The 24,344-nt window shown below is 59.5% G+C and carries 24 protein-coding genes; 12 read left to right on the forward strand and 12 right to left on the reverse strand.

The window, feature by feature from the left end; genetic code table 11:
* The first annotated feature begins 324 nt into the window (after positions 1 to 324).
* On the forward strand, positions 325 to 1,083 hold the full coding sequence (locus HK439_RS24260; RefSeq protein ID WP_190294079.1) for a helix-turn-helix domain-containing protein: 759 nt from the start codon (positions 325 to 327) through the stop codon (positions 1,081 to 1,083).
* A 425-nt stretch (positions 1,084 to 1,508) separates the two neighbouring features.
* Here HK439_RS24260 and HK439_RS24265 read toward each other — a convergent pair whose 3' ends face one another.
* Positions 1,509 to 2,297, reverse strand: a complete 789-nt coding sequence (locus HK439_RS24265; RefSeq protein WP_190294080.1) for an SDR family NAD(P)-dependent oxidoreductase — start codon at positions 2,295 to 2,297, stop codon at positions 1,509 to 1,511.
* A 194-nt stretch (positions 2,298 to 2,491) separates the two neighbouring features.
* Here HK439_RS24265 and HK439_RS24270 point away from each other — a divergent pair, with 194 nt between their 5' ends.
* A complete protein-coding gene (locus tag HK439_RS24270; RefSeq protein WP_209012046.1) occupies positions 2,492 to 3,280 on the forward strand; it encodes an SDR family NAD(P)-dependent oxidoreductase in 789 nt (262 codons plus the stop codon).
* Here HK439_RS24270 and HK439_RS24275 read toward each other — a convergent pair.
* Positions 3,273 to 3,863, reverse strand: coding sequence for an NIPSNAP family protein (locus tag HK439_RS24275; RefSeq protein WP_190294081.1), 591 nt, complete (start codon positions 3,861 to 3,863; stop codon positions 3,273 to 3,275). The two genes, HK439_RS24270 and HK439_RS24275, sit on opposite strands and share 8 nt — an antisense overlap.
* Before the next feature lie 88 nt (positions 3,864 to 3,951).
* Complete coding sequence (locus HK439_RS24280) at positions 3,952 to 4,875, reverse strand: helix-turn-helix domain-containing protein (protein WP_190294082.1); 924 nt, start codon at positions 4,873 to 4,875, stop codon at positions 3,952 to 3,954.
* Positions 4,876 to 5,043: 168 nt separating this feature from the next.
* Here HK439_RS24280 and HK439_RS24285 point away from each other — a divergent pair, with 168 nt between their 5' ends.
* Together HK439_RS24285 and HK439_RS24290 are read left to right on the forward strand one after the other, a co-directional pair.
* A complete protein-coding gene (locus tag HK439_RS24285; protein WP_190294083.1) occupies positions 5,044 to 6,738 on the forward strand; it encodes an FAD-dependent oxidoreductase in 1,695 nt (564 codons plus the stop codon).
* A 13-nt stretch (positions 6,739 to 6,751) separates the two neighbouring features.
* Positions 6,752 to 7,555, forward strand: coding sequence for an SDR family NAD(P)-dependent oxidoreductase (locus HK439_RS24290; protein ID WP_190294084.1), 804 nt, complete (start codon positions 6,752 to 6,754; stop codon positions 7,553 to 7,555).
* A gap of 22 nt (positions 7,556 to 7,577) precedes the next feature.
* Here HK439_RS24290 and HK439_RS24295 read toward each other — a convergent pair whose 3' ends face one another.
* The 8 genes from HK439_RS24295 to HK439_RS24330 form a co-directional block, all read right to left on the reverse strand.
* Positions 7,578 to 8,300 carry an ABC transporter ATP-binding protein gene (locus HK439_RS24295; protein WP_190294085.1) on the reverse strand — a complete coding sequence of 241 codons (723 nt, stop codon included), beginning with the start codon at positions 8,298 to 8,300 and terminating at the stop codon, positions 7,578 to 7,580.
* Positions 8,301 to 8,303: 3 nt separating this feature from the next.
* On the reverse strand, positions 8,304 to 9,050 hold the full coding sequence (locus tag HK439_RS24300) for an ABC transporter ATP-binding protein (protein WP_190294086.1): 747 nt from the start codon (positions 9,048 to 9,050) through the stop codon (positions 8,304 to 8,306).
* The gene (locus HK439_RS24305; RefSeq protein WP_190294087.1) at positions 9,047 to 10,021 is read right to left on the reverse strand and encodes a branched-chain amino acid ABC transporter permease; all 975 of its coding nucleotides are present in this window, start codon (positions 10,019 to 10,021) and stop codon (positions 9,047 to 9,049) included. Before HK439_RS24305 ends, HK439_RS24300 begins: the two co-directional genes overlap by 4 nt.
* Positions 10,018 to 10,896, reverse strand: coding sequence for a branched-chain amino acid ABC transporter permease (locus HK439_RS24310; protein WP_190294088.1), 879 nt, complete (start codon positions 10,894 to 10,896; stop codon positions 10,018 to 10,020). Before HK439_RS24310 ends, HK439_RS24305 begins: the two co-directional genes overlap by 4 nt.
* Positions 10,897 to 10,966: 70 nt before the next feature.
* The gene (locus HK439_RS24315) at positions 10,967 to 12,100 is read right to left on the reverse strand and encodes an ABC transporter substrate-binding protein (protein WP_190294089.1); all 1,134 of its coding nucleotides are present in this window, start codon (positions 12,098 to 12,100) and stop codon (positions 10,967 to 10,969) included.
* A 33-nt stretch (positions 12,101 to 12,133) separates the two neighbouring features.
* Positions 12,134 to 12,940 (reverse strand): shikimate dehydrogenase family protein, encoded by an 807-nt coding sequence (locus HK439_RS24320; RefSeq protein ID WP_190294090.1) that lies wholly within the window; start codon positions 12,938 to 12,940, stop codon positions 12,134 to 12,136.
* 202 nt (positions 12,941 to 13,142) lie between these two features.
* Positions 13,143 to 14,084 (reverse strand): NAD-dependent epimerase/dehydratase family protein, encoded by a 942-nt coding sequence (locus HK439_RS24325; protein WP_190294091.1) that lies wholly within the window; start codon positions 14,082 to 14,084, stop codon positions 13,143 to 13,145.
* Complete coding sequence (locus HK439_RS24330) at positions 14,081 to 15,805, reverse strand: FAD-dependent oxidoreductase (protein ID WP_190294092.1); 1,725 nt, start codon at positions 15,803 to 15,805, stop codon at positions 14,081 to 14,083. The genes HK439_RS24325 and HK439_RS24330 overlap by 4 nt, the downstream gene beginning before the upstream one ends.
* Positions 15,806 to 16,029: 224 nt before the next feature.
* Here HK439_RS24330 and HK439_RS24335 point away from each other — a divergent pair, with 224 nt between their 5' ends.
* The 8 genes from HK439_RS24335 to HK439_RS24370 all read left to right on the forward strand — a co-directional run bounded on the left by HK439_RS24335 (position 16,030) and on the right by HK439_RS24370 (position 23,510).
* Complete coding sequence (locus tag HK439_RS24335) at positions 16,030 to 17,112, forward strand: Gfo/Idh/MocA family protein (RefSeq protein ID WP_190294093.1); 1,083 nt, start codon at positions 16,030 to 16,032, stop codon at positions 17,110 to 17,112.
* Complete coding sequence (locus HK439_RS24340; RefSeq protein ID WP_190294094.1) at positions 17,112 to 17,930, forward strand: IclR family transcriptional regulator; 819 nt, start codon at positions 17,112 to 17,114, stop codon at positions 17,928 to 17,930. Before HK439_RS24335 ends, HK439_RS24340 begins: the two co-directional genes overlap by 1 nt.
* A 17-nt stretch (positions 17,931 to 17,947) precedes the next feature.
* Positions 17,948 to 19,711, forward strand: coding sequence for an FAD-dependent oxidoreductase (locus HK439_RS24345; RefSeq protein ID WP_190294095.1), 1,764 nt, complete (start codon positions 17,948 to 17,950; stop codon positions 19,709 to 19,711).
* Positions 19,712 to 20,329: an NIPSNAP family protein gene (locus tag HK439_RS24350; RefSeq protein WP_190294096.1), complete on the forward strand. Its 618-nt coding sequence runs from the start codon at positions 19,712 to 19,714 to the stop codon at positions 20,327 to 20,329.
* Between the two features lie 17 nt (positions 20,330 to 20,346).
* Positions 20,347 to 21,165, forward strand: a complete 819-nt coding sequence (locus HK439_RS24355; RefSeq protein WP_190294097.1) for a sugar phosphate isomerase/epimerase family protein — start codon at positions 20,347 to 20,349, stop codon at positions 21,163 to 21,165.
* A gap of 65 nt (positions 21,166 to 21,230) precedes the next feature.
* Entirely contained in the window at positions 21,231 to 21,425 is a 195-nt protein-coding gene (locus tag HK439_RS24360) for a hypothetical protein (RefSeq protein WP_190294098.1), read from the forward strand.
* 607 nt (positions 21,426 to 22,032) lie between these two features.
* A complete protein-coding gene (locus HK439_RS24365; RefSeq protein ID WP_190294099.1) occupies positions 22,033 to 22,257 on the forward strand; it encodes a helix-turn-helix domain-containing protein in 225 nt (74 codons plus the stop codon).
* Complete coding sequence (locus tag HK439_RS24370; protein WP_190294100.1) at positions 22,254 to 23,510, forward strand: type II toxin-antitoxin system HipA family toxin; 1,257 nt, start codon at positions 22,254 to 22,256, stop codon at positions 23,508 to 23,510. Before HK439_RS24365 ends, HK439_RS24370 begins: the two co-directional genes overlap by 4 nt.
* A gap of 28 nt (positions 23,511 to 23,538) precedes the next feature.
* Here HK439_RS24370 and HK439_RS24375 read toward each other — a convergent pair whose 3' ends face one another.
* The gene (locus HK439_RS24375; protein ID WP_190294101.1) at positions 23,539 to 23,700 is read right to left on the reverse strand and encodes a hypothetical protein; all 162 of its coding nucleotides are present in this window, start codon (positions 23,698 to 23,700) and stop codon (positions 23,539 to 23,541) included.
* Positions 23,701 to 24,344 lie beyond the last annotated feature (644 nt).

The following is a 24,344-nucleotide window of genomic DNA, read 5'->3' on the forward strand; positions in this document are numbered from 1 at the left end:
AATTTGGCTGATCAGCTTCATGAGCTATGATCTGGGATACATCGACCTGGAGCAGAGAACACTACAGACAATCGACAACCCGTTCGGCACGAGGTTGTAACCCATGTCTCCGGTACAAACTGTTACCCATGTCTCCGGGTCGGACAGGTGAATAATGGTGGGCCCGGAGGGCCTAGCCAAACTGAAGAAAATCAATAGCTTACCGCAAGGTGGGACAAAACACCTGCCTCAAGGAATTCAATGGCTTACAAACGCCGTTGTCCCACCATTTTGCCGCTACGCCTCACTCGGAACTGCTGCCCAGGCTGGCTGCTGGAGGCACGCATGACTGAGCGCCGTCCATTCCGGGAAGTGAAGCTTCAGTGGCTGCGTCTGCTGAGCTGTGATGCCAATGTCAACGACAATGCCAAGTGCGTCGCACTCTATATCGTGACCGCACATGTGAACGGCCACACCGAGAAGGCGTGGCCGTCCTACAAGACCATTGCCGAAGCAACCGGCAAGAGCGTCAAATCCGTCCAACGCGCCATCCGAGATCTGGAAATCGGTGAATGGCTCAGCGTTCAACGCGGGAATGGCGTCGGACACAATACGGAGTATTGCCCTACCGACGCTTCGATCTTAAAGGCCTCCGAGCTCCGAGAAAAGACGGACAAATCTGTCCCCCTTCCCCCTTCTGAAGGCGGACAGATATGTCCCGAGAGGCGGTCGGATATGTCCGGCAAAGGCGGTCAAATCTGTCCACCAAACTTAGAGAAAGAAATAAATAAAAAACTTAACGCGCGTGAGGCCCGCGTGAAGCCCGTTTCTCGCCGCTCCATTCCCATCGTCGTCCTTCCAAAAGCCCAGACCCGGCAGGTCGATGAATGGAACGCCTGGCTTGCCGAGAAGACCCTCCCCAACCTGGCGCGGTTCGATCTCGCAACGAACGTGAACGGCTCGTCCGGATATCGACTTCCCTTCAGATGGCCACCGGAAGCGGACTCGGACAAAGAGCGAGACTGCCTGTCGTATTTCCTGAACAGACTGCCTGCGGCCGAACACCAACCGTCCTCTGAAGCAGCTTATAGGCAAGCGGCATGACTGCGACGGATCTGACAAGAGCAAGGCGACCCATGTATACGACATGGGACTTCGCAAGGAGCACCAGTGCCCCGCCTTCGCCCTCAAATTGCAAGCGGCCCGTCTCGCCGAGACGGTTGGTATGCGCTGTACGACGGAGGAAAAGAGACATCTCAAGCGCCGCGTCGCCGCGGACAAGCTCTCCGTCTAGGAGACGTTGCGCGCCGCGTTCGGGCAGATCAACGCCCGGCACGTTCTAAAAATAAATGTCCAGTAGGGGGCCGGCGGACTGGCAGCTGTTGGACATCAAGCCGGCGAAGCAGACACTCGCGCATGAGGGGTGCACCACATCTTCCGGCCCGTAACCGCAATTGACTGTGAATGGGCATTCGATGACCGCAATCTCGTCCATACGGCTAGGGTCGGCGCTGCCGCATCCCGTTTCGCTATTGACGCTTCGGAATTCCTGGAATGCGGCCAAGCAGGCTATCGCAGAGGCCGCCGTCTGCGAGGATGTTCTGGCCGGTCACATAGCTGCTCGCGGATGAACCGAGGAAACAGATGATCTCCGCGATGTCTTCCGGAGTGCCGATCCGCCCCAGCGGGACCAAGGCTTCGCGGGCGGCCGCCGTTTCTGTGTCCGCATAGGCTCTTTCGGTAAGCGGCGTGCGAACCATTCCGGGAGACACGCTGTTCACGCGAATGCCGTCGGCCGCCCATTCCTGGGCAAGGTTGCGGCAGAGGGAAATCAAGGCCGCCTTGGCGGGAGAGTAAGCACCCTGCCCCATATGCGCCTGCATACCCGACATGGAAGCGACGGCGATGATCGAGCCGGCACTCTCCTTCAGGGCGGGATAGAGCGCCTGCGCCAGAAGGAAGGTGGCGCGGACATTGAGGTCGAATTGCCTGTCCCAGGTCTCGACCCCGATGTCGGCCAGCCGGCCCGGCGCGACACCGCCGGCATTCGACACGAACAGATCCAGTTCGCCGCAAAACTCGACTGTACGCACCGAGATATCGCGGCAGGTTTCCGTTTGGGCGAGGTCGCCCGTCAGGAAGAGCGTTTCTGCGCCGAGTGCATGCAGATCATCAAGCAGGGCCTGCGGAGCGGGCTTACCGCCTGAAGCGGTCATGACGATCCGCAGCTTCCGGCCTGAATCCGCGCACTGGCGGGCCAGTAACTGACAGGTTGCCCCTCCGATGCCTTCGCTGGCTCCCGTCAACAATACTCTCATCGTGTCCTCCCGCGTTCAGACTGCTTCGGGCATGCCATTCTCGCCGTCTTCGTTAAATGGATGTTTCGCGGGAAAAATTGCACATTCCGCTCATCTTCCCGCACGCAAGAATCCAATGATTGCAGCGGTTCTTCCATTGCCGGGTACCGGATCGAAAGTTGAGATAAGCGCGGACGCCGACACGGGAGGAAAAATTGAGCGGAAACATCAACGAAACAACGGTTCTCATCACGGGAGCCGCAAACGGGATCGGCTGGGCAACGGCGCAACTTTTTGCCGGGCGCGGTTGCCGAGTTGCGATCGTGGATCTTGACGGTGGCATGGCAACGGCTCGCGCCGAGGAGCTTGGGTCGGATCACCTCGGCGTGCAGTGTGACGTCACCGTGGAGGCGTCAGTCCGGGAAGCTTGTGCAAAGGTGCTCGACCGGTTCAACCACTGCAGCATTCTCGTCAACAATGCAGGCATCGGTGACATGACCGTGCCAACGCTCGAACAGGACGCGAGCCGCTTCATGACGATCTTGAACACCCACCTGACCGGTTCGTTCCTGATATCGCGCGAAATCGCGCGCCGGATGATCGCGGACAACGGTGGCGCGATCGTCAATTTTTCATCCATTGCCGCTCACTCGGGTCTGCCGGGGCGCAATGCCTACGGAGCCGCCAAAGCGGGCCTGATCGCGATGACCAAATCGATGGCCTGCGAGTGGGCGGGGCACGGCGTGCGGGTAAACGCGGTTGCTCCCGGTTACGTGGAAACGGAGCTTGTCGGGAAACTCGTCGCCGGTGGCTTGCTGGACAAGGAGCGAATCTTGCGCCGGACGCCCATGGGACGGATGATCGCTCCTTCTGAGATTGCCGAAGCGGTGTGGTTTCTCGCCTCTCCGGCGGCGTCTGCCATCACTGGTGCCGTGCTCAACGTGGACGCCGGATGGCAAGCTTACGGTGCCGCCGGCGACGCGTTTCATCCGAAGGCTATCTGATCGGCGACAGGCTGAGCGGACGTAGAATCTCGTGACGTCCGGCGCCGTTCGCAGTCGACAACGCATTCCCGTCCGGATGGCGAAACAATGAGACGGTCATTCCGACTTCTGAGCCGGATTTGACTTCCCACATGCCGATTCGTTCGGTCTTCCCGGACGAGGAAACACTTTTTCCAAACGTGAATGTGAGAGACAGAAGACTTGGCGAAAACATCGGTTCCGCTTTGGTTTGGCCGTCATGCACCGTGTTGCGGGCATCCGTTACCGCGTCAAGCGAGGGGGATGTTTCGCGCACGGCCATGATGAAATTGCGTTGCGTCACGATTAGCGGGAAACCATTCGGCACGAAGCCGTCGTTCCAATCACGGTCCCCCGCCAGTCTGGCGCGGCAGGCCGCGCGTTCCTCCAGGCTTTCATAGATCCACAAATGATATATGCGGTTCAGGGTTCCGCTATCAGTCAACCAATAACCTGCCATCGGCAGGTGACGCGTCACGTACTGCACACCCGCGGTCCGAAACAGTTCGAGATAGGCCGGTGCCTTACCCGCGATCAGGTCATAGGCCCTCAGTTCATACAGCAATGAAGATACTCCCGTTCAACCGGCCACAGTCTCGAGCGAGACCGGCGCCAGGGGAATGGACCGATCCTTCATTCGCTTGCACATTCGTTTATTCGGCCGGCACGGGATCGCGTTGTTCTGTCGGCACCTGGTTCTGTTCGCGATAAGCGCCCGGCGGTTGGCCGACGCGTTGAGAAAAGAAGCGGCTGAAATACGCGGGGTCTTCAAAACCGAGTTCGTAGCCGACCTCGGCGACCGTCATTTCCGTATATATCAGATAGCGCTTGGCTTCGATGATCATGCGTTCGCGCAGGATTTCGGAGGAGGTCCTTCCGGTGCGGGCCTTGCAGGCAAGGTTTAGCCGCTGCGCGCTGATACCGATTTCCTTTGCATAGAATTCCAGCCCCCTCTGCCCGCGGAAATTCTGTTCCAGCAATTCACGATAGCGGCAGAGGATTTCGTAATCGCGGTCGCTGACTGTGAAACCGGCACTCTCCCGGGCGCTGCGCAGGCGCATCAGCGCAACGAGAATGCGCAGGAACTGCGCGAGAATAGCCATGCGCCGGCCCGGCGCTGACCAGATGTATTCCCGGTTCGCCCAGTTGAAGGCATCCGTCACCGCTTCGATATTCACGCCACTGCCTGCCAGAGGATAAACCTGGGGGGTGGCCAGCACCTCCAGCAGGCGCATGTCTCCGTGGGTCGCGGACGTCGCATAGGCCGACGCGGCGGTGATCACCGTTCCGTCCGTGCCGCGCTCGAAATTGATTTCATGCACCATCGCGGCCGGAATCACGACAATGCTCTGCACCGAAATCTCGAACGTGTGCTCCTCTATGCGGATCGATCCGCCGCCGCTTTCGATCAGCAGTATCTGGACGTGATCAGGATGCGCGTGGGCACGAATTGTCCAATCGTGTTGCCCGCTGCGCTCCCTGATCGGTTCGATATGCAGAAAGTCCAATTCCACATCGTCGACTTGGTCTCCATAGAGATAGTAACGCGGAATCGAGGGTTTCGTTATCTGTTTCACGCCGTTGAAGTCTCCTCCCAGGCCCTTCCGTCAATTGAAAAGCCATCATGGAATTGTGCAACAAATCCCGATCTTCGTCCATTCGCCTCCCCTCGTCCGGGTGACATAAACGATCGCAAGGAGAAGTGCGTGCACATGGCCGGGCGCACTCAAAAGCGAGGAGGAGACATGTCCAAGACCCTGAGCGACAAAACCGCCTGCGACGTCCTTGTCATTGGATCGGGCGCAGGCGGACTGTCAACTGCAATTTCGGCAGCAAAAAACGGGCTCGATGTCATTGTCGTCGAGAAGGAACCGGTTTTCGGAGGAACCACCGCGTTTTCCGGAGGCGTGCTCTGGATACCCGGCAACAGGCATTGTGGAGGCGATGACAGTACCGCGGCCGCCCGCGACTATCTCAAGGCCGAAACAGGTAATTTCTACCAACGCGACGCGGTCGATGCCTTCTTGGAAGAAGGTCCGAAAATGCTGGACTTTTTCGAACGGGAAACGGCGGTCAAGTTCATCCCGACGCTTTATCCCGACTACCATCCGGATGTTCCAGGCGGGGTCGATGTCGGACGTTCGGTTCTGGCCGCGCCGTTTGACACATCGGTACTCGGCGACGACCTCAAAAGACTGCGCCCGCCGCTCCAGACCATCACGTTCATGGGGATGATGTTCAATTCCTCCAATGCGGACATCAAGCATTTTTTCAACGCCACGAAATCGCTGACATCCGCCGTCTATGTGGCGAAAAGACTGATCAATCATTTCGCCGAGGTGGTGCGATACGGGCGCGGCACAAAGGTTACCTCCGGTAATGCGCTTGCCGCGCGGCTGGCGAAAAGCGCTTTCGATCTGGGCATCCCGGTCTATACGGATACGCCGGCCAAAAGCCTCATCCTGGACGACGCGTCGGTGTCCGGCGCCATCGTGTCGACACCCGGCGGTGAAGTTCGTCTTCATGCGCGTAAAGGTGTCGTGCTGGCGGCGGGGGGCTTCGCCCATGACGTGGAAAAGATCCGCCAGGCCTATCCGCATCTGCGCCGCGGCGGAGAGCATTTTTCTCCGGTGCCGGAAGGCAATACCGGCGACGGCATCGATCTCGGTCGCGCGGCGAAAGGCAAGTTCGAAATCCGTTACCCCAATACATCGGCCTGGATGCCGGTGTCGAAGGTTCCCGTCGGTGGCGGCAGGTACAAGGCGTTTCCGCATTTGCTCGACCGCTACAAGCCGGGCGTCATCGCGGTCCTGAAGAACGGGAAGCGCTTCACCAACGAAAGCGAATCCTACCATGATGTCGGCGCGGCACTGATCGCGGCCTGCGAAGGCGAGACCGAAACCGCGTGCTGGCTGATCTGCGACCGTCCGACGATCCGGAAATACGGCCTCGGCTATGCCAAGCCCGCTCCCGTTCCAACACGCATGTTCGTGCGGACCGGCTACCTGCGGACCGGCCGCACACTCGCCGGTCTGGCCCAAATCTGCGGTATTTCGCCGGAAGGTCTCGAAGCCACTGTCAACGACTACAATGCCGGTGCGCGCAAGGGCGAAGACCCGGCCTTCGGGCGCGGTTCGACTTCCTTCAATCGCTATCTTGCCGATCCCGAACACAAACCCAATCCCTGCGTCGGCCCCATCGAGACCGGCCCGTTTTATGCCCTGAAGATCATCATGGGTGACCTCGGCACCTTCGACGGGCTTGCCACCACGGTCGAGGGACAGGTGCTCGATGTCGAAGACCGGCCGATCGAAGGCCTGTACGCTGTCGGCAATGACCGTGCCTCGATCATGGGCGGCAATTATCCGGGTGCCGGAATCACGCTCGGACCCGCGATGACGTTCGGCTACATCACCGGCCGTCATTTGGCCGGGCTGTAACAGGAGGGAACCCATGACAGGTGGAAACTGGCTCGGCCTCTCCGGCAAGACGATTGTCGTCACCGGCGGCTCCGGCGGTATCGGGCGGGCGATATTGCGGGGAGCCCTGGACGCGGGCGCGCGCGTCGTCGTGCTCGACTACGATGCGAAAACAGCCGAAGAGACGGCTCGGGAAGCAGATTCCGCAGGCTGCCTGGCAATCGGCCTCGGCTGCGATGTCAGTGACACCGACAGCGTCGCAGCGGCGGCAGAGGCGGTGGCGGAACGCTGGGGCGGCTGCGATGTCCTGATCAACAACGCGGGAATACTCCGTCCCGGGCCGCTGGAAGACCTGTCGCTAGAAGACTGGACGCGGATGCTCGACGTCAATCTGAATGGTTGCCTGATCGGTTCCCAGATCTTTGGCAAGCAGATGGTCGAGCGCGGCGGCGGAGCGATCGTCCACGTCGCGTCGATCTCCGCCAGCCAGCCGCAGCCCTTTTCAGGCGCCTACAGTCCGGGCAAGGCAGCCGTTGCCATGCTGTCGCGGCAGTTGGCCTATGAATGGGGCCCGAAGCGCATTCGCTCCAACGTGATCAGCCCCGGTCTCGTCCTTACGCCGCTCAGCGAGGCCTTCTACAAGGATGAAGACGTCCGGCGCGCACGCGAAAGGCTGGTTCCGGTGGGGCGGATCGGCCGGCCGCAGGATATGGCCGATGTCGCCCTGTTCCTGGCGAGCGACCGTGCGGCCTATGTCAACGGTCAGGAAATCGTGGTTGACGGCGGGCTGTCGCAGACCCTGATGGGCACCGTGCCGCGGCCGGGCTACTCCGGCTGATGCCGTCCGGCGACGTGGCCATTCAGGCCACGTCGTCCATGTGTCCGCCGAGAAAAAGCTGGCCGACTTTCGGGTCGTTAAGCAGTTTCTGCGCGTCGTCATGCATACGCGTCTGGCCGAGTTCCAGCACCAGCCCGTAGTCGGACATGGCAAGGGCAGCCTTGGCGTTCTGCTCGACCATGAGGATCGTCACACCGTTGTTGCGCAGGCGTTTCAGCGTTTCGAAAACCTCCTGGACGAGATTGGGCGAAAGACCGATTGACGGTTCGTCGATCAGGATCAGTTTGGGGTCGAGCAACAGGGAGCGCGCGACTTCCAGCTGTTTTTGCTGCCCGCCGGACAGTTCGATCGCCTTGCGGTCACGGAACTGGCGCAACATCGGGAACTGGTCCATAACCAGTTGCATGCGCTCACGCACCTTGTTCCTGTCATCGGAGGTAATGCCGCCCATTTCGAGGTTGTGGTAGACTGAAAGCTGCGGGATCACGTTTCTGCCCTGAGGCACATAGGTGACGCCATGACCGATCATCTGGCGCGGCGTCTCGCCCGTCACATCCTTTCCCTCCAGCAGGATTTGCCCGGAATGGATGTTCAGGAGACCGAAGATCGCCTTGAAGACGGTCGACTTGCCGGCGCCGTTTGGACCGATCACGGTCGTGATCGAGGCCTGCGGGATCTTGAACGAAACCCCGTTGAGGATCGTGATCTTGCCGTAACCGCCATGGATGTCTTTGAGTTCGAGCATGGATCAGCCTCCCAGATACGCGTCAATCACCTGTTGGTTGTTACGGATTTCGTCGGGCGTACCCTCGGCAATGATGGCGCCTTCGGCCAGCACGACGATCCGCGAACAGAGTGACATCACGAACTCCATGTTGTGCTCGATGACAACGAAAGTGGTGTCATGCGATTCGTTGTAGGTTTTCAGCCGTTCCTTCAGATTTCCGAGCATGGTCAGGTTGACCCCGCCAGCCGGCTCATCAAGGAGCACCAGGGAAGGGCCGGCCATGAAGGCCATCGCCGCGTCGACCAGCTTCTGCTGGCCGTAGGAGAGCGATCCCGCCAGTTCGTCCCGCAGATGGGAAAGTCGAAAAAACGCGATCATCTGCTCGGCTTCTGCGGTGAGACCCGCATCCGAGGGTCCGAACAATCGTGACAGCATCGTGCCGTGATGCTCCTGGCCGGCCAGGATGATATTGTCGATGACAGACATCTGCGGAAAGACCGACAATTGCTGGAAGGTCCGTCCGACACCTAGCTTGTTAAGGTCGCATGCCCGCATGCCCGCGACATTGCGGCCGTTCACGTGCACCTCTCCCGAGCTGGGCTTGAGCTGTCCGAGCACACAGTTGAACAGCGTCGACTTGCCGGATCCGTTCGGTCCGATGAGGCCCAGAACCTCACCGCGTTTCACGTCGAAACTGACCTCTCTGACGGCCTGAATGCCACCAAAGTTCTTTGACACGTTTCGAACACTCAGAATCGTCTCGCTCATAGCTGCGCCCCCTGGACCATGTCCTTCCGGACTTCCCTTTGCGGCCGGAAACGGGTGATGACCTTACCCCCGAGGCCCATGAGGCCGGTGGGCGAATAGACCATCAGGACAATGACGAGCAGCGCGTAGATGATGAGATAATATCCCTCGGTGAAACGAAGCACTTCCGGCATCAGAATGACGATTGCCGCGCCCAGAATCGGCCCGAAGAAGAAGCCCGCCCCCCCGACTACGACCATCAGCAACAGTTTCAGCGAGTGAACGAGGGCAAAGGAACCCGGTTCGATGAACTGGACCAGCGGTGTCATGAGAGCGCCGGCCAGGCCGCCGAATGCGGACCCGATTGCAAAAGCCAGCAATGTCATGCGGCGCGTGTCGACACCAACGCTGTTTGCCCGGATCGGGTTTTCGCGCAGCGCCTTGAAGGCGCGCCCCCAAGGGGAATGCACGATCCACCAGAAGGCCGCTGCGGAGATCAAAAAGCAGACGAGCGTGAAATAGTAGAATGGCAACTGTTTCATGGTGCTGAACACCCAGAAATCCGGCCGGGGCATGCCGACAAGGCCGAATGATCCTCCTGTCAGCCATTCCTCATTGCGGAAAGCGAGAAAGACCAGCGTATTGAAGGCGAGTGTCACGAACGCGAGGAAGTGATGCTGTACGCGCAACGCCGGATAGCCGAGGACGAGACCGACGAAGAAGGTCGCAGCCACGGCACAGGGCATGGCGAGGATCCAGTGGATTCCGTTCAGCGTCATCAAGGCGGTGATATAAGCGCCGATGCCCATGAAGGATGCCTGCGCCAGCGAAACCTGACCGGCATAGCCGAGCGTCAGGTTCAGGCCCATCGCGGCGATCGAGAAGAGAAGCCACGAGCACAGCACATAGGTGATGTAGTTACCCTGACCAAGCGGTGCGATGATCAGCAACCCCACGGCCACGATAGCGAAAATGATGTTCTTCGGTGTCATACCGTGCGTCCTTCAGCCGTACCCAGCAAGCCCTGAGGGCGCACCAGAATGATGACGATCAACAGAATAAGCGGAACGGCCTGTCTGTATTCCGCGGAGAAATAGATGGCGGACAGATTGTCGACCACGCCGATCACCAGGCCGCCGACAAGGGCGCCGCGTATCTGGTTGAAACCGCCAACAATCGCCGCCGTGAATGCGACGACACCGAGAACCTCTCCATTGGAGAACTTCGCGAGATAGACGGGCGTAATCAGCACCGAGGCAATTGCGGCCAGCGCGCCGTTGATCAGGAAAGTGTAGAGCACCATTCGCTTGACATCGACGCCAAGGATCTGGGCGACATCCGGGTTCTGCGCCGTGGCCTGCATGCAACGACCGGTACGGGTGCGCTGCAGGAACAGCTGCAAGGCAATGATCGTGCCCATCGCGATGATGAAATTCGCGATGTCCGGAATAGAGATGGATGCACCTGCAACCACGAAGACCTCTTGCGGGAACAGGCTCGGGAACGGTTGCCCGAGCGGAGAGTAGAATTCCTTGACCGCTTCCTTCAGCAGGAGACCGAGCGCAATGGTCGCAATGACCAATGGCAGCGTTCCGTGCGAGATCATCGGTTCGACAATCAGCCTTTTGAAAATCGCGCCAAGCAGCAGAACTGACAGGGCGATTGCCGCCAATATTGCCAGCCACAGGGGAAAACCTGCGAAACTCATCAGGGCAAGGACGAAAAACGCCGGCAGCATGACGAACTCGCCCTGGGCGAAATTGATGGTCTGCGACGCTTGCCACAACAAAGTGAAACCGACCGCGGCCAAGGCATAAATCGACCCGGCCGACAGGCCGGAAATCATGATCTGGATGAATTCGGGCATAGGCCTTTAACCTCGTTTGGGCGACACACGCAGACGGCGGCGGAACCACGCCGCCGTCTGCGGGTCGGCTTCAATTTGCTGGAAGTGTCGCGGTAATCTTTTGCGTCCCCTCGACGACTTTTACGAGGAAGCTTGCGCGGCTCATCTCGCCCGTATTATCCCAGCAAGCATCCATCAAAATGCCCGGATGGGATGCGGCGTCGAGGCAGAGGCCGTGCAACGTATCGGCGAATTTCTGGCGGTCGAACTCGCCAATCATCTCGGTCACGTATTTGACCATATAGACGCCGATATAGCCCTTGATCGCATTATGATCCGCGCCGTAGCCGTATTTCTTTTTGAAGTCGGCAGCCATTTTCTGGATCGTGGGAATAGGCGCCTCCGTTGTCAGGCCGACGTGGCCAAGGGCACCATTCGCGGCTTTGCCGGCAAGATCGATCACTTTCTGAGAAGCCAGAACTGTGTCTCCTGCCGTTGGTAACTTCAGGTTCTGTTTGTCGGCCTCGATCAGGAAACGGGCACTTTCTTCCTCGGTCAGATAAACGAAAACCGCATCCGCGTCGGAAGATTTGATCTTGGCCACGTCTGCCGCGAAGTCGACCTGCGCCTGCTCGGTCGGGATATCGACGGTAATGTTGATGCCCAGTTCCTTGGCGACACTCGCGAACGCGTCATGTCCGCCTTTTCCGTATTCGGTATTGGCCCAGACCACCGCGACGTTTTCCGCGCCCACGACGTTCTTGAGATAGGCTGCCAGCTTGGGAAGACCTTTCTGGGCCCCAAAAGCGGTCCGGAAAATATAGGGGTTGTTCTTGGCGGTGATCGTCGGACTTTCGGAACCGGTGATCTGTGGCATTCCGTTCTGCATCGCCACCAGCATATTCACCACGGTCGAGGACGAATAGACAGTGCCCAGGAGGACGTAAGTGCCTTCGTCGATTGCCTTCTGCACCATTGCGCGGCTGTTCTGCGGATCGGTCTGGCTGTCATAGGCAACCAGGTCGATCTGCTTGCCAAGGATCCCCCCATCGGCATTGATTTCCTCCACGGCCATCTTGACACCGTCGTGCCAGACCGCGCCCGCGGCCGCACCCGCGCCGGACAATTCCGCCACGTCTGCGAGTTTCACTGTATCGGCGGCATGGGCTGCCCCCGCGCTCAACGACACCGCAAGAGCGGCGGTCATGAATAAATTCTTCAGCATGATGTTTCCTCCCTGGATTGATAGCTGACGAAGTTATTTGGCGACGTCTGCGGCCAGCAGAATGTCGACCAGGATTTCGGCCTGGGCATTGAACATGCCGAGACCGGGCATCGTGTTGCAGCCCCGCTCGCGCGCCTCCTGCAACAAGGGCGTCACTTCCGGTTTCGTGATCGCATCGGCGACGAATTGCCCGGAAACCAGCTTGCCGGCCTCGACCGGCAGCGGATCCCCCTCCCGCATTCCAACCGGTGTCGCATTGCCGATGAAGTCAAAGCCGGTCGGATCCGCGTTTCCTGCGCCCACCTTGCCGGGGAATGCCTCCGACAGTCTGGCGATAACGGCATCGCGGCGCTCGATATTGGCGTCGTGTATCGATAGCCAATTCGCTTCTCGATTCAGAATTTCGTAAGCGATCGCCGATCCGGCACCGCCAACTCCGACCAGGAGCGCACGCTTGCCGGCGATATCGAAGCCGCAGGCCCTGACGCCGTCCATGTATCCCCGGCCATCAGTATTGTCGCCGGCCCAACTGCCATCGTCACGCCGGCGCATCACGTTGACCGACCCGGCAAACCGCGCGGAATCGGACAGGCGATCGCAAAATTCCAGCGCTGCCGGCTTGTGGGGAACCGTAACAATGATGCCCTCGACATTGTGCAGCCGGCGGGCACAGGTCATGAAATCCGCCAGTCCGTCGGCGGAAACATGGATCGGGACGACAAGACCGTTGAAGCCCCGATTGGCCATGATCCGGCTCAGCAGAGCCGGCGACTTAACCTGAGCTATCGGATCACCCACGATCGGGAAGATGCGGGTTTCCCCGTCAATTCGCATTTCCATGACGCCTCCTCCGCGTCAACGGAATTATTGTTACGACAGCACGTCCGGGTTGCCTTGCAAGACCTTGTTCCTCGCCGTGCTCGTTTCCGTTGACATTAATCTTTGAAAACCCTGCGACAAAATGGACGCATGGGTTCATTGATTGTACAAATCGCTAAAACTTCCGCGCATCCGACATGCGCCCGGACGATGCCAACCTGCGTCATCTTGCTTCCACCCTGTTTGCTGCCCTTGTGAAAGAGATCCCGTCTCGCGCCTCGTCCCAGTGCGCGAGCGTGGCGGCGATACCGTCAGAGATCCGCGTGACAGGCTGGGCCGCGAACCAGTCTGACGTCTCTCCACCGCCCAGAAATTCAGGTAATCTCAGCGGTGGACCGGATATCTCCGTCTTCGAAGACGGCCGCTGCCGTTTCAGTTCGTCGGCAAAGTCAGAGACTGTCGCATAGTCGCCGCCGAGATCGTAAACGTGGGCGCCCTCGGCCTCCTGCGTCAATGCGGAAACCATTGCCCTGGCGACATCACGGACATGGACAAATCCAACACGGCCCGAAAAGCGGATGTGAGCCTTTTCCCCTTGGGAAGCGGCACGAAGCGCGATGCTGGGGCCTGCGGCAATCCCCGCGCTTTCACCGGGACCGTAGACGATATAGGGACGGAACCCGGTGCTGCGGATACCATCGTCTATCCATGCGGTCCGGGCGACACCTTCCACCGCGAGTTTCAATGTGCCGTAGAGCGTCATCGGTTTCGGATGTCCGGGGTCGTCAGGGCCGTAAACCCCTGCCGTACTCGTGTATACGACGGTTTCCACCCGCTCTCCAACGGCGGCGGCAAACACATTCTGGCTGCCGATCAGGTTGATCTGCGTGGCCAGAACCGGCTTCAGGGAGCAATCCACCGTCATCAGTCCCGCAAGATGGATGACGGCATCGCAGCCCCTAACGGCGTTTCCCACGGCATCGGCATCACGGATATCACCCTCGATGACTTCGGCGGCTCCGGACAGGCCGGTTTCGACGAAATCCAGATTGCCGGTGTTCGGCTTCAGATCGAAAAGCCGGATCTGAGCTCCGACAGCAGCCAGTTCCCGCGTGATCCACGCGCCCAGAAAACCCGTGCCGCCGGTGACCAGGACCCGGTTCATGCGGCCTCGCTTCCGCACGCCGTGGCGGCGGCGATGTAGCCGAACACGATACCGGGACCGATCGTGATGCCCGGACCGGGATAGACGCCCCCCATGATCGAATTCATGTCGGCGCCGCAGGCATAAAGTCCTTCAATCACCGATCCGTCGCGCCGCAGCAAACGGGCGTGATCATCGGTGACGAGCCCTGTTGCGGAGCCGATGTCGCCAGGCCACAGTCGCAGGGCATAGAACGGAGCCTTGGAAAGTCTGCCGAGCGTCGGGTTGGGACCGTGACCGGGATCGCCATTGGCTTGTTCATATACGGTCGTACCGCGCGAGAAGTCCTCATCGATGCCCGTCTCGGCAAAACTGTTCATTCGCCCGACGGTCTCTTCCAGCCCGACCGGATCGACACCCAGCGCGGCTGCCAGATCTGCCAGGGTCTCGCCCCTGGTCAGATACCCGTCGTCAAGGAAGGGCTTCAGGTTCCCGATGCCCGGACGGATCATCCCCATGCCATATTTGTGCAGAGCGTCCGCATCGCAGATCAGGAATGTCGGGATCGTCGCGCCGTCCTGGTTGCTCGCATACATCGCGCTGACGAATTCATGGTAGGACCGGCTCTCGTTGACGAAGCGCTTTCCGTCGCGGCCCACGGAAATGATGCCGGGCTTGCTGCGGTCGAGCACGAAATGCGGAAAGGCTGCCTGCGACCCGTCCGCCCGTTTACGGATGGATACAGGTGCCCAGTAACACGGTTGCGCCGAGGTGTCGCTGTAATGCGCGCCCATTTCCATGACGAGATCATGCAGCGCGCCGGTATGGCCGGGTGCGGCGGGGCTGACCTCCGGCAACGGATGCGGCAACATTTCAGCGCGCCGTTTCGGGTGCCGGGCAAAACCGCCGCTTGCAAGTACGACGCCCCTGCGGGCCAGGATTCGTCGCCCGGTGCTCCCCTGTTTCAGGAAGAGGTCAAATGAAGCGCCACCGCGATGTGTGATGCCGGTCGTTTCCGTCCCGGTGACGATGGTTACACCCAGCTTGCGCGCCGCAAGCAGCATCCTGCCAATGAGGGCATTGCCCATAACAAGGCGCGTACTGCGGCCGAAACGCATTTTCTGAAGGTAATAGCTGCCGATAAGACGCACAGAATAGGCGAATGAACGCAGCGACTTCGTCATCTTCAGCAAATGCGGGATGTCGTCGCGATCGATCATCAGCCCGCCGAGGATGGTGAATTCCGGAATCGGCGGGCGGACCAGTTTCAGATCCTCTCCCAGCATGCTCGCATCGAATGGAAGCGGCTCCAGTGCACGCCCGAAAGCGGTGGAGCCCTCCAGTTCGTACAGATAGTCGGGATGAAACGGGCGCCCCCGGAACTGAACGTCCGTGGCATCTTCAAGCCGGTGGATCGCCTCAGGCCCCTTCGCCAGAAAGGCCTGGCGCAAAGTGCGCGGCGCATGATTGCCGACGGCGCGGTCCAGGAAGGCAAGCGCGTTTTCCTGGCTGTCTTCGGCGCCCAGGGTTTTGGAATGGCGGGTGTTGGGAACCCAGGTTGTCGCCGCTGAAAAAGCTGATGTGCCGCCAAGATATTCCGTTCGCTCGACCAGAAGCACCCTGCAGCCTTCAAGGGCAGCAAAGACCGCTGCCGCCATGCCGGCAGCGCCGGCACCGAGAACCGCGACGTCGAACTCATCGTCTTCGCTCAAAACCGCCAAATTCGCACGGTCGACACCCATCCTTCTCCCTTTCCTCCCCTTGCCGAACCGCGGTCCGGCGACGCCTGAATCCAATGTCTTTTTTCCGCCGCCCGCAGCCGGCTTTCGACATTCATATCATTTTTAGAAAGAGTTTCAAGTTTAGAATCTTCTTTCATTTTTGAGTTACGGCTGTTAACGTGCCTGAAAACAGCCCAACGAATGCCGGCCACACCGGACATGCAACGAGGTATGAGGGAGTGAATTTGAAGCGCATAGCGGTCATCGGGGCCGGAGTAATCGGTCGGACGCATATCGATGCGATCAGGCGAACCGCAGGGTTTTCGCTTGCCGGGATTATCGAACCCGGCCCCTCCGGCGCCAGTCTTTCGGGAACACTGGATTGCCCGCTCTATCCGGACCTGCAGGCGCTGATTGCGGACTCGCCAGACGGAGCGATTGTCGCAACCCCGAACGCGCTGCATGTGCCGATCGGCACTGCTCTCTTGCGCGCCGGGATCCCTGCCCTGATCGAAAAACCGGTCGCGGAGAGCGCGGATGCCGGCCATGATCTTGTCGCGGTTTCCGCCGAGACCGGCGTTCCGGGCCTTGTCGGCCATCACCGGCGCTACAATCCGATCATTCGTAGCGCGAAGTCCCGGATCGTGGACGGATCCTTCGGCCAATTGGTCATGGGCGTGCTGTCCTATTCGCTTTTCAAGCCCGACAGTTATTTCGATCTCGCATGGCGACGTGAACCCGGAAACGGTGGCCCTCTGCTCATCAACCTGATCCACGAGGTCGATTTGCTGCGGCACTTCTTCGGGCCGATCCGCTCGGTCACGGCGATTTCCTCCAACGCCCGGCGCGGCCTCGATGTCGAGGATACGGCGGCAGCCATCTTTCGTTTCAGCAATGGCGGGCTCGTCACCGCGGCCGTGTCCGATGCCGCCGTCGGACCGTGGGCCTGGGATCTGACTGCCGGGGAAAACCTGGAGCGCTTTCCGGCCCATGATGCCATCTCGCACATGTTCTGCGGCTCCGAAGGCGCATTCAGCCTGCCGGATCTTTCGTGGTGGGAACATGACGGCCCGAAGGACTGGACCCATCAGATGGAACACAGCCTCCTCGGCAGGGATGACCAGGATTCCTACGACGCGCAGTTGCGCCATTTCGGTGCGGTGATCGAGGGCCGCGAAGCGCCGGAAGTCACACTTCTCGACGGGCTTGAAAATCTGCGTGTGATCGAAGCCCTCGGTCAGGCTGCACGGGAAAACCGCACCATCCAGATTGACGCCTCACCACCGATCGGAACATCTGGTCCCGATCAGGAAAGAGGAGCAATCTGATGTCAGGTGTCATGGAAAGAACGCTGTCCATTCTGGAACTTCTGGCGGCCAATCCAGAGGGGTTACAGGTCAGTGCGATTGCAACCGAACTGGATATGCCGGCAAGCGCGGCCCATCGCCTGTTAAAGGAGCTGTCGCAGTTCGGATATGTGCGGCAGGTCCGGTCCCAGGGCGATTATGCATTGACGATCAGGCTTGCCGCTCTCGGACTGAGCTTTCTCGGCAAGATTGGCGTGACCGACATCGCCCAGCCGACGCTTGACCGTCTGGCCGGGATTTCCGGCGAACTCGTCCGACTGAGTGTGATCGACTATCCGGACCTTGTCTGGGTCGGCGTGGCACAGGGCGCCACCGGCGGGCTGCGTTACGACCCGGGCCGGGAACAGGGCGTCGTCGTGCATCTGGCGTCCAGCGCCGGCGGACGGGCGTGGCTGAGCGCGCTGAGTGACGAGGAAGCGCTCGAACTCGTGGCCGCGCAGGGTCTCGTTCCCCCTTTCGAGCCCGGCCCGGCGGCCCCGAAGGCAATTTCGGAAGTGATGGAAATCCTTCGCGAAACCAGGAAGCGAGGCTATTCGATCGCGACCGACAGCTATCTGGCAGGCATGGCAGCCATGGCGGTCCCAATTCGGCGATCGATGGACGGGAATCCGATCGGTTGCCTGTCCATCGCGGGCCCGGCGGTGCGTCTGACGCAAAAACGCATGGATGAACTTTTCAAACCGCTTCAAGAGGCTGCGGCAGAGATCGGAGAAGCTTCCGAGGCATCCTTCTTCTTCAACAGATCGCGGCCGCATGCCGATAGTGCGGCGGCCGGATAGGACTTTTCGGCAGGAACATGGCGGCTCATATCCCCGAAACAATGCATTGCGACGTACTGGTCATCGGCTCGGGAGCGGCCGGATTGTCAGCCGCGATTACCGCCGCCTTTCATGGTCTCAAGGTCATTGTCGCCGAGAAGGCCAACTATTTCGGGGGAACCAGTGCCTGGTCTGGCGGATGGCTCTGGATTCCCTGCAATCCGTTGGCTGTTCGCGCCGGAATCGCCGAAGACATCGAGGCGCCGCGCCGTTATTTGAGAAGTGAGCTCGGCAATCGCGCTGCCGATCCTCGTCTGGACGTCTTTCTTGAAAACGGGCCGGAGATGGTCGAATTCTTCGAGCGCGAGACCGCGGTCGAATGGATCGACGGCAACAAGATCCCGGATTTCCACGAAACCGCCGGTCGGGCTCTTGGAGGGCGTTCGGTCTCCGCCAAGCCCTACGACGGACGGGCGCTCGGTGATTTCATTGCCAAGCTGCGCCCGCCGCTTGATGTGATCAGCCTTGCCGGAATGGGCATCTCCGGCGGCGATGACATTGCGCATTTCTTCAATGCAACCCGAAAGCCTGCATCCGCCCTCCATGTATTGCGACGTCTTGCGCGTCACGCGCGCGACCTGGCGCTTCACGGGCGTTCGATGCAGCTCGTCAATGGAAACGCCCTGATCGCGAGACTGTTGCGTTCAGCCCTCGATCTCGGCGTCGATCTGCTGGTGCGGGCGCCGGCGGAAACGCTGACCCAGGAATTGGGACGGGTGAGCGGCGCTGTCCTGCGCATCGGCGGAAATCAGCATCGGGTAATAGCCAGGCGCGGGGTCGTTCTCGCCGCCGGCGGTTTTCCGCATGATCGCATCCGTATCGGTGAGATGTTCGATCATGCCGTGGGCGGGACAGGACATTATTCGGCCGCCCCGGAAGAGAACTCCGGCGATGGGATCAGACTGGGTCAGTCAGTCGGGGCCCGGTTCGAGACGGAACTTGCCGCGCCTGCCGCATGGGCGCCGGTATCGCTCGTCCCCGACGGCCAGGGGGGCGTTAAGCGCTTTCCCCATCTGGTCGAACGCGCGAAACCCGGCTTCATTGCCGTCGACAGAAACGGACAGCGCTTCGTCAATGAAGCCGATTCCTATCATGACTTTATGCAGGCGCTCTTCGACAGGACACCGAAGGGCGAGACGCCGCACGCGTGGCTGATTTGCGACCACAGGGCTCAGCGGCGCTACGGGCTCGGCTGGTCAAAACCGTTCCCCTTCCCGCTGACGCCGTATTTTCGCAACGGCTATCTCAGACGTGGACGGACGTTGGCCGACCTCGCAGAAGCTTGCGGTTTGCCGACCGGTGCGCTGGAACGGACCCTCCGTGATTTCAATCGTCATGCCAAGTTCGGTGTCGATCCGGAATTCGAACGCGGAGCCTCCGCCTACAACCGCTTTCAGGGTGCTGCGTGGCACACGCCCAACGCATCCCTGAGTCCACTTGAAACAGCGCCATTTTATGCCGTTCGGATCGTTCCGGGCAGCCTGGGCACATTCGCCGGATTGAATACAACGCCGGCGGGACAAGTCGTCGACAACACGCAAGCACCGATCGAGGGGCTCTACGCAATCGGCAACGACATGACCTCGGTCATGGGCGGGCATTACCCGTCCGGGGGCATCACGCTCGGTCCAGGCATGACATTCGGTTTCGTGGTCGGACGGATTCTCGCCGGCCAGGAGGTCTCTGGCATCTCAAGGACAAACAACAGCATCGGGCAAACAGCGGAACAACAGGAGGAATGAATGAAATTCTACGAAATCGCCACCCTGAAGACGGTCATATTCGGGGCGGGCAAGGCGGCCCCCGCTCTTGAGGCATTCCTGAAGGCACCGGAGGCCAAAGGGACGCTTCTTGGTGCTTTCGGCACGGATATCGGTGGGCTGAACGAGATCTATGTCCTTCGTGGTTTCGATACGCTCGATGATATGATGCAGGAGCGCGACCGCGCGATCCTGTCGGATAATCCGATGGGGTGCATGGAGCATCTCGTCGATCTCCGTTTCGACAGCTACAAGCCCTTCGACTTCCTGAAGCCGGTTGAAACGGGGGACTTCGGCCCCGTTTACGAGTTCCGGACCTACAAGGCGAAACTAAACGGTATCGCCGCCACACAAGACAAATGGCGCGAGGCCATTCCGCCGCGCGTCGCCTATTCGCCGCTGACAATCGCCATGTACGGGATCGACGGCAGCCCGCGCGTAACCCAGATCTGGCCCTATCGTAGCCTTGAGGAACGCGCGAAGGCGCGCGCGCAATCCGTCACCGACGGCAACTGGCCGCCGAAGGGCGGGCCGGATTGGCTGAACCCGGACATGACGTCGGCGATCGCGATGCCGCTCGCATTCTCTCCGCTGAAATAAAAGGGCGCGAAAACACCATGACGCACCCATATTCACTCGCCTTCTTGACCACGTCCGAGGTGGGACCGGCCGAAGCTGTCCACATTGCGGCCGAAACCGGTTACGACCTGGTCGGGCTGCGTTTCCTCCCGGCCGCGCCGGGGAGCGAAGCCGATTATCCTGTCATGACCGATCCCGCCGTTCAGCGTGAGGTCGCCCAAGCGCTTGCCGAGACCGGGGTCAAACTGGCGGATATCGAAATCGCCCGTCTCGGACCCGAAACGGATATCGCTTCTTTTGAGGCCTTCTGCGCACTGGGCCAACGGTTTTCGGCCCGCCATGTTCTTGTGGCAGGCGATGATCCCGAGCCGGCGCGATTGACGGAGACCTTCGGGCGGTTTTGCGAACTAGCAAAGTTACACGGCCTGACTGCGGATCTGGAATTCATGCCGTGGACCGCTGTCAAGACCATCGCTGACGCCCGCCGGATCGTCGAGAGTGCGGGCCATGAGAATGGTGGCGTCCTGATCGACGCCCTTCACTTCGACCGGTGTGGTTCGACGCTGGACGAGGTCCGTTCGTTGCCGCACAAAATGCTCAACTATGCCCAGCTTTGCGATGGCCCGGCTCCTTACGACCCGAGCGACCAGGGCATGATCCAGATCGCCCGCGCTGAGCGGCTTCTGCCCGGTGAAGGCGGTATCGATCTTGTCGGACTGGTACGCGCTTTGCCCGAAGGCATTCCGCTCAGCATCGAGGTTCCCCGGTTGCACCTGGTCGGCAAAGTCTCCGCACGCGATCGAGCCCATCAGGCGCTTGAAGCCGCCAAAGCTATCGCGGAAGCCACAAGTAGCTAAAAACGCAAACCAAGTGTCTGCCGTCCGCTTCTGCTCACGCGGCGTGGCATCGGTTGGAGGAACGAATGAGCGAGCGCCGTCCGCTCCGGGAAGTGAAGCTTCAGTGGCTGCGGTTGCTGAGCTGTGATGCCAATATCAACGACAATGCCAAGTGCGTTGCGCTCTATATCGTGACCGCACATGTGAATGGCTCAGCGTTCAACGCGGGAATGGCGTCGGGCACAATACGGAGTATTGCCCTACCGACGCCTCGATCCTAAAGGCCTCCGAGCTCAGAGAAAAGACGGACAGATCTGTCCCCCTTGTCCCTTCAGAAGGCGGACATATCTGTCCCGAAGCCAAGGAGAGCAGAATGGGAACATTGCGGGTTGGAGCGAACGGCTTCCATCCGCAGGCGTCGAAGGCTATCTCTCACTCACAGCGCATGAGCGCTTCCCGCCCTCTATGGACCCTTGCACGCCGCGCATCGAACGGCAGCTTTGCAGATCGGGCCGAAATCCTATGAACGACAGGCTTGGGGCGCTTTGCGGCCTGTCTGCTTGTAGCGGTCAAACGGGCGATGGGTGGATTCGTCACCCATAGTGTTCGCGTTAACGCTTCCGGCCCGGAGCCGTCATCCGTCCCAGATCTGAATTGTTGCGATGCGGCCCTTCATTGCTGCCATTCGCTGCATGTGCGAACTTATCCCGCCACGGCCAACGAGAATTGGAGCACGGCATACATATGCGTGCTGCGCAGTCCTAAGAATCGTCCCTTTCGGGCCGATTTTCGAGCGTTAGCTATCTCATTCTATAAAATCAACCCGTTCGGTACTTTTTCATGCAATGGGCATGAGGGTGTGATAGATTCGTCTCGAAGGGGATGATTATGAATATCGTCGAAGATCAAAATCAGCTCGGCCAGCTCATCCGTACCGAGCGCAAACGCCAAAGGCTCACGCAAGAACAGCTTGCGGGGCTATCCGGTGTCGGTGTGCGCTTTGTAAGGGAGTTGGAGCACGGCAAGGAAGGTTGCCACATCGGGCTGGCCTTTACCGTGATGCAAACGCTTGGCCTGTCGGTCCACGTGACGGGCCGTGGGAGTGACGTATGAGCCGCGCCCTCGACGTCTATATGCGGGGCGATAAGGTTGGTCTCCTTGAACAGGATGAAACCGGCCAGCTTTCCTTTGCCTATGATCCGGAATACCTCGCACAGAACAAGGTGGCGATTTCAGTTTCGATGCCGCTTCGCGAAGAAGCGTTTCCTGACGCGGTAGCGCGCCCATTCTTTTCCGGACTTCTACCGGATGAGCGCGCGCGCCAGCGCCTTGCTTCCGCGCTTGGCGTCTCCCGCGAAAATGCATTCGGACTTCTGGAGATCATCGGCGGGGAATGTGCGGGGGCACTCTCGCTTGTCCCGCAGGGCCAGCCATTACCTGGCTTTGATCCCGGCGAGGCTGAACCGCTCGATAAAGCGCAGTTGATCAAGATTCTGGACCTCTTGCGGGAACGCCCCCTACTCGGCGGAGAGGAAGGCGTTCGCCTGTCCCTTGCCGGGGCGCAAGACAAGCTGGCCGTGTGCCTGCACGAGGGACAAATCTTGCTGCCCAAAGACGGCAGGCCCACAACGCATATCCTCAAACCCTTCATTGAAGGGCTCGACGGCACGGTTGAAAATGAGCTGTTTTGCATGATGCTGGCCGCACGGATGGGACTGGCCGCGCCGCCCGTTTCGAAAGCCTCGGCAGGCGAGACGGATTTTATCCTGGTGGAGCGCTATGACCGTCATGTTGAAAAGGATGGCTCAATCCACAAGCTGCACCAGGAAGACTTTTGCCAGGCGCTGAGCGTCCCGCCAGAGATGAAGTATGAAGAAGAAGGCGGACCGGGGATCACAAGTTCCCAGGCGCTAATCCAGAAATTCACGCGTCGCCCGGCGGCGGATCGCCTGACTTTCCAGAGAATGTTGATCTTTCATTATCTCGTCGGCAATGCCGATGCGCATGCCAAGAATTACGCGCTTCTTTACCGGGAGGGCGCCCCCGATTTAGCGCCTTTATATGATGTTGTCTGTACCGCTGCTTATCCGCGCCTTGCGAAAAAGATGGCTATGCAAATTGGCGGGCGGGCGCTGCCCGATACGATCTTGCTGGAACACTGGCTCAGCCTCGTACCAGCCACAAAGGCCTCGCAAAGGCTCCTGGTTAGGGAACTTATCAGCATGGCGGAGGACATCGAGGAAAAGGCCCAGGCCTTGCTGGAAGAGCTGGAGGAAAAGGACGCCTATCACCCGGTTCTGCAAACTGTGCGCAGAATCATCAGCACGCGCGTGAAGCTCGTGCTAAGCGCAGCGGAAAAAGCCTAAAAGCAAGAGAAAGGACCTCCCGATACCCTCACGCGCAGCGGTAAATCAGCCGCTGTCCTGCGATTTCAGTTTCGGCGTAGTCCATCGACAGATCGCGGGCGATGGCGTCATAGTCAAGGTAGTATTTCAGCCGTTTCAGGATACCACCGAATAAGCCTTCATCAACGAATTGCTCCGTCAACTCCTTCATCGAATCGAGATGACATCCACATCGAAGTCATACGGATCGGCTTTGGCAGGGTCAAATCCAAATGGGATCCAAAGTATAAGCGGATAAGTTACGCTATTTTTAGCTATTATATACGTGGTTTTGTCTTCTTTGGATAATTTGCAATAATGTACTGAATTTCCAACGATTTAATGTGCGGAGTTTGTTTTCGATCAGCGAAAGACGTCAAAAAATATGCAAAGTCATACGCTTAATCGGATGAGAATGGCTATCATCGGCGGTATTTGGCGAAGATTGACCGAAAAAAGATATGTATGACCTATATTGTATAAGAACTAGGTATTTGTTTGGAAAAGTTTGGAAGTGGGTAGGACGGCAAGATAGAGGAAGTGGTACCACTTCCCAATTCGAACTGCGCGCAAGAACCAACGCACATGCTTATTCGCCTCCTCGGCTCAACGACCAGTGCACCTGCAAGCGGTTCTGACAAGCGTTACACCATCCCATTTCATTCAACACGAGAACTTGTTAGGGCCAGCAGGTCTCACCTTCGAACCACAGACGTCCTCGCTCGAAGCTATGTACGAAGCGTAGTGGCGGATCGAAGCCCGCTCAATGCCGTGCAGTTGATGACCCGATCAACTGGAAACGAACGTCCGATGGCG

The sequence above is a fragment of the Roseibium aggregatum genome (assembly GCF_014692675.1).
Classification (GTDB): Bacteria; Pseudomonadota; Alphaproteobacteria; order Rhizobiales; family Stappiaceae; genus Roseibium; species Roseibium aggregatum_C.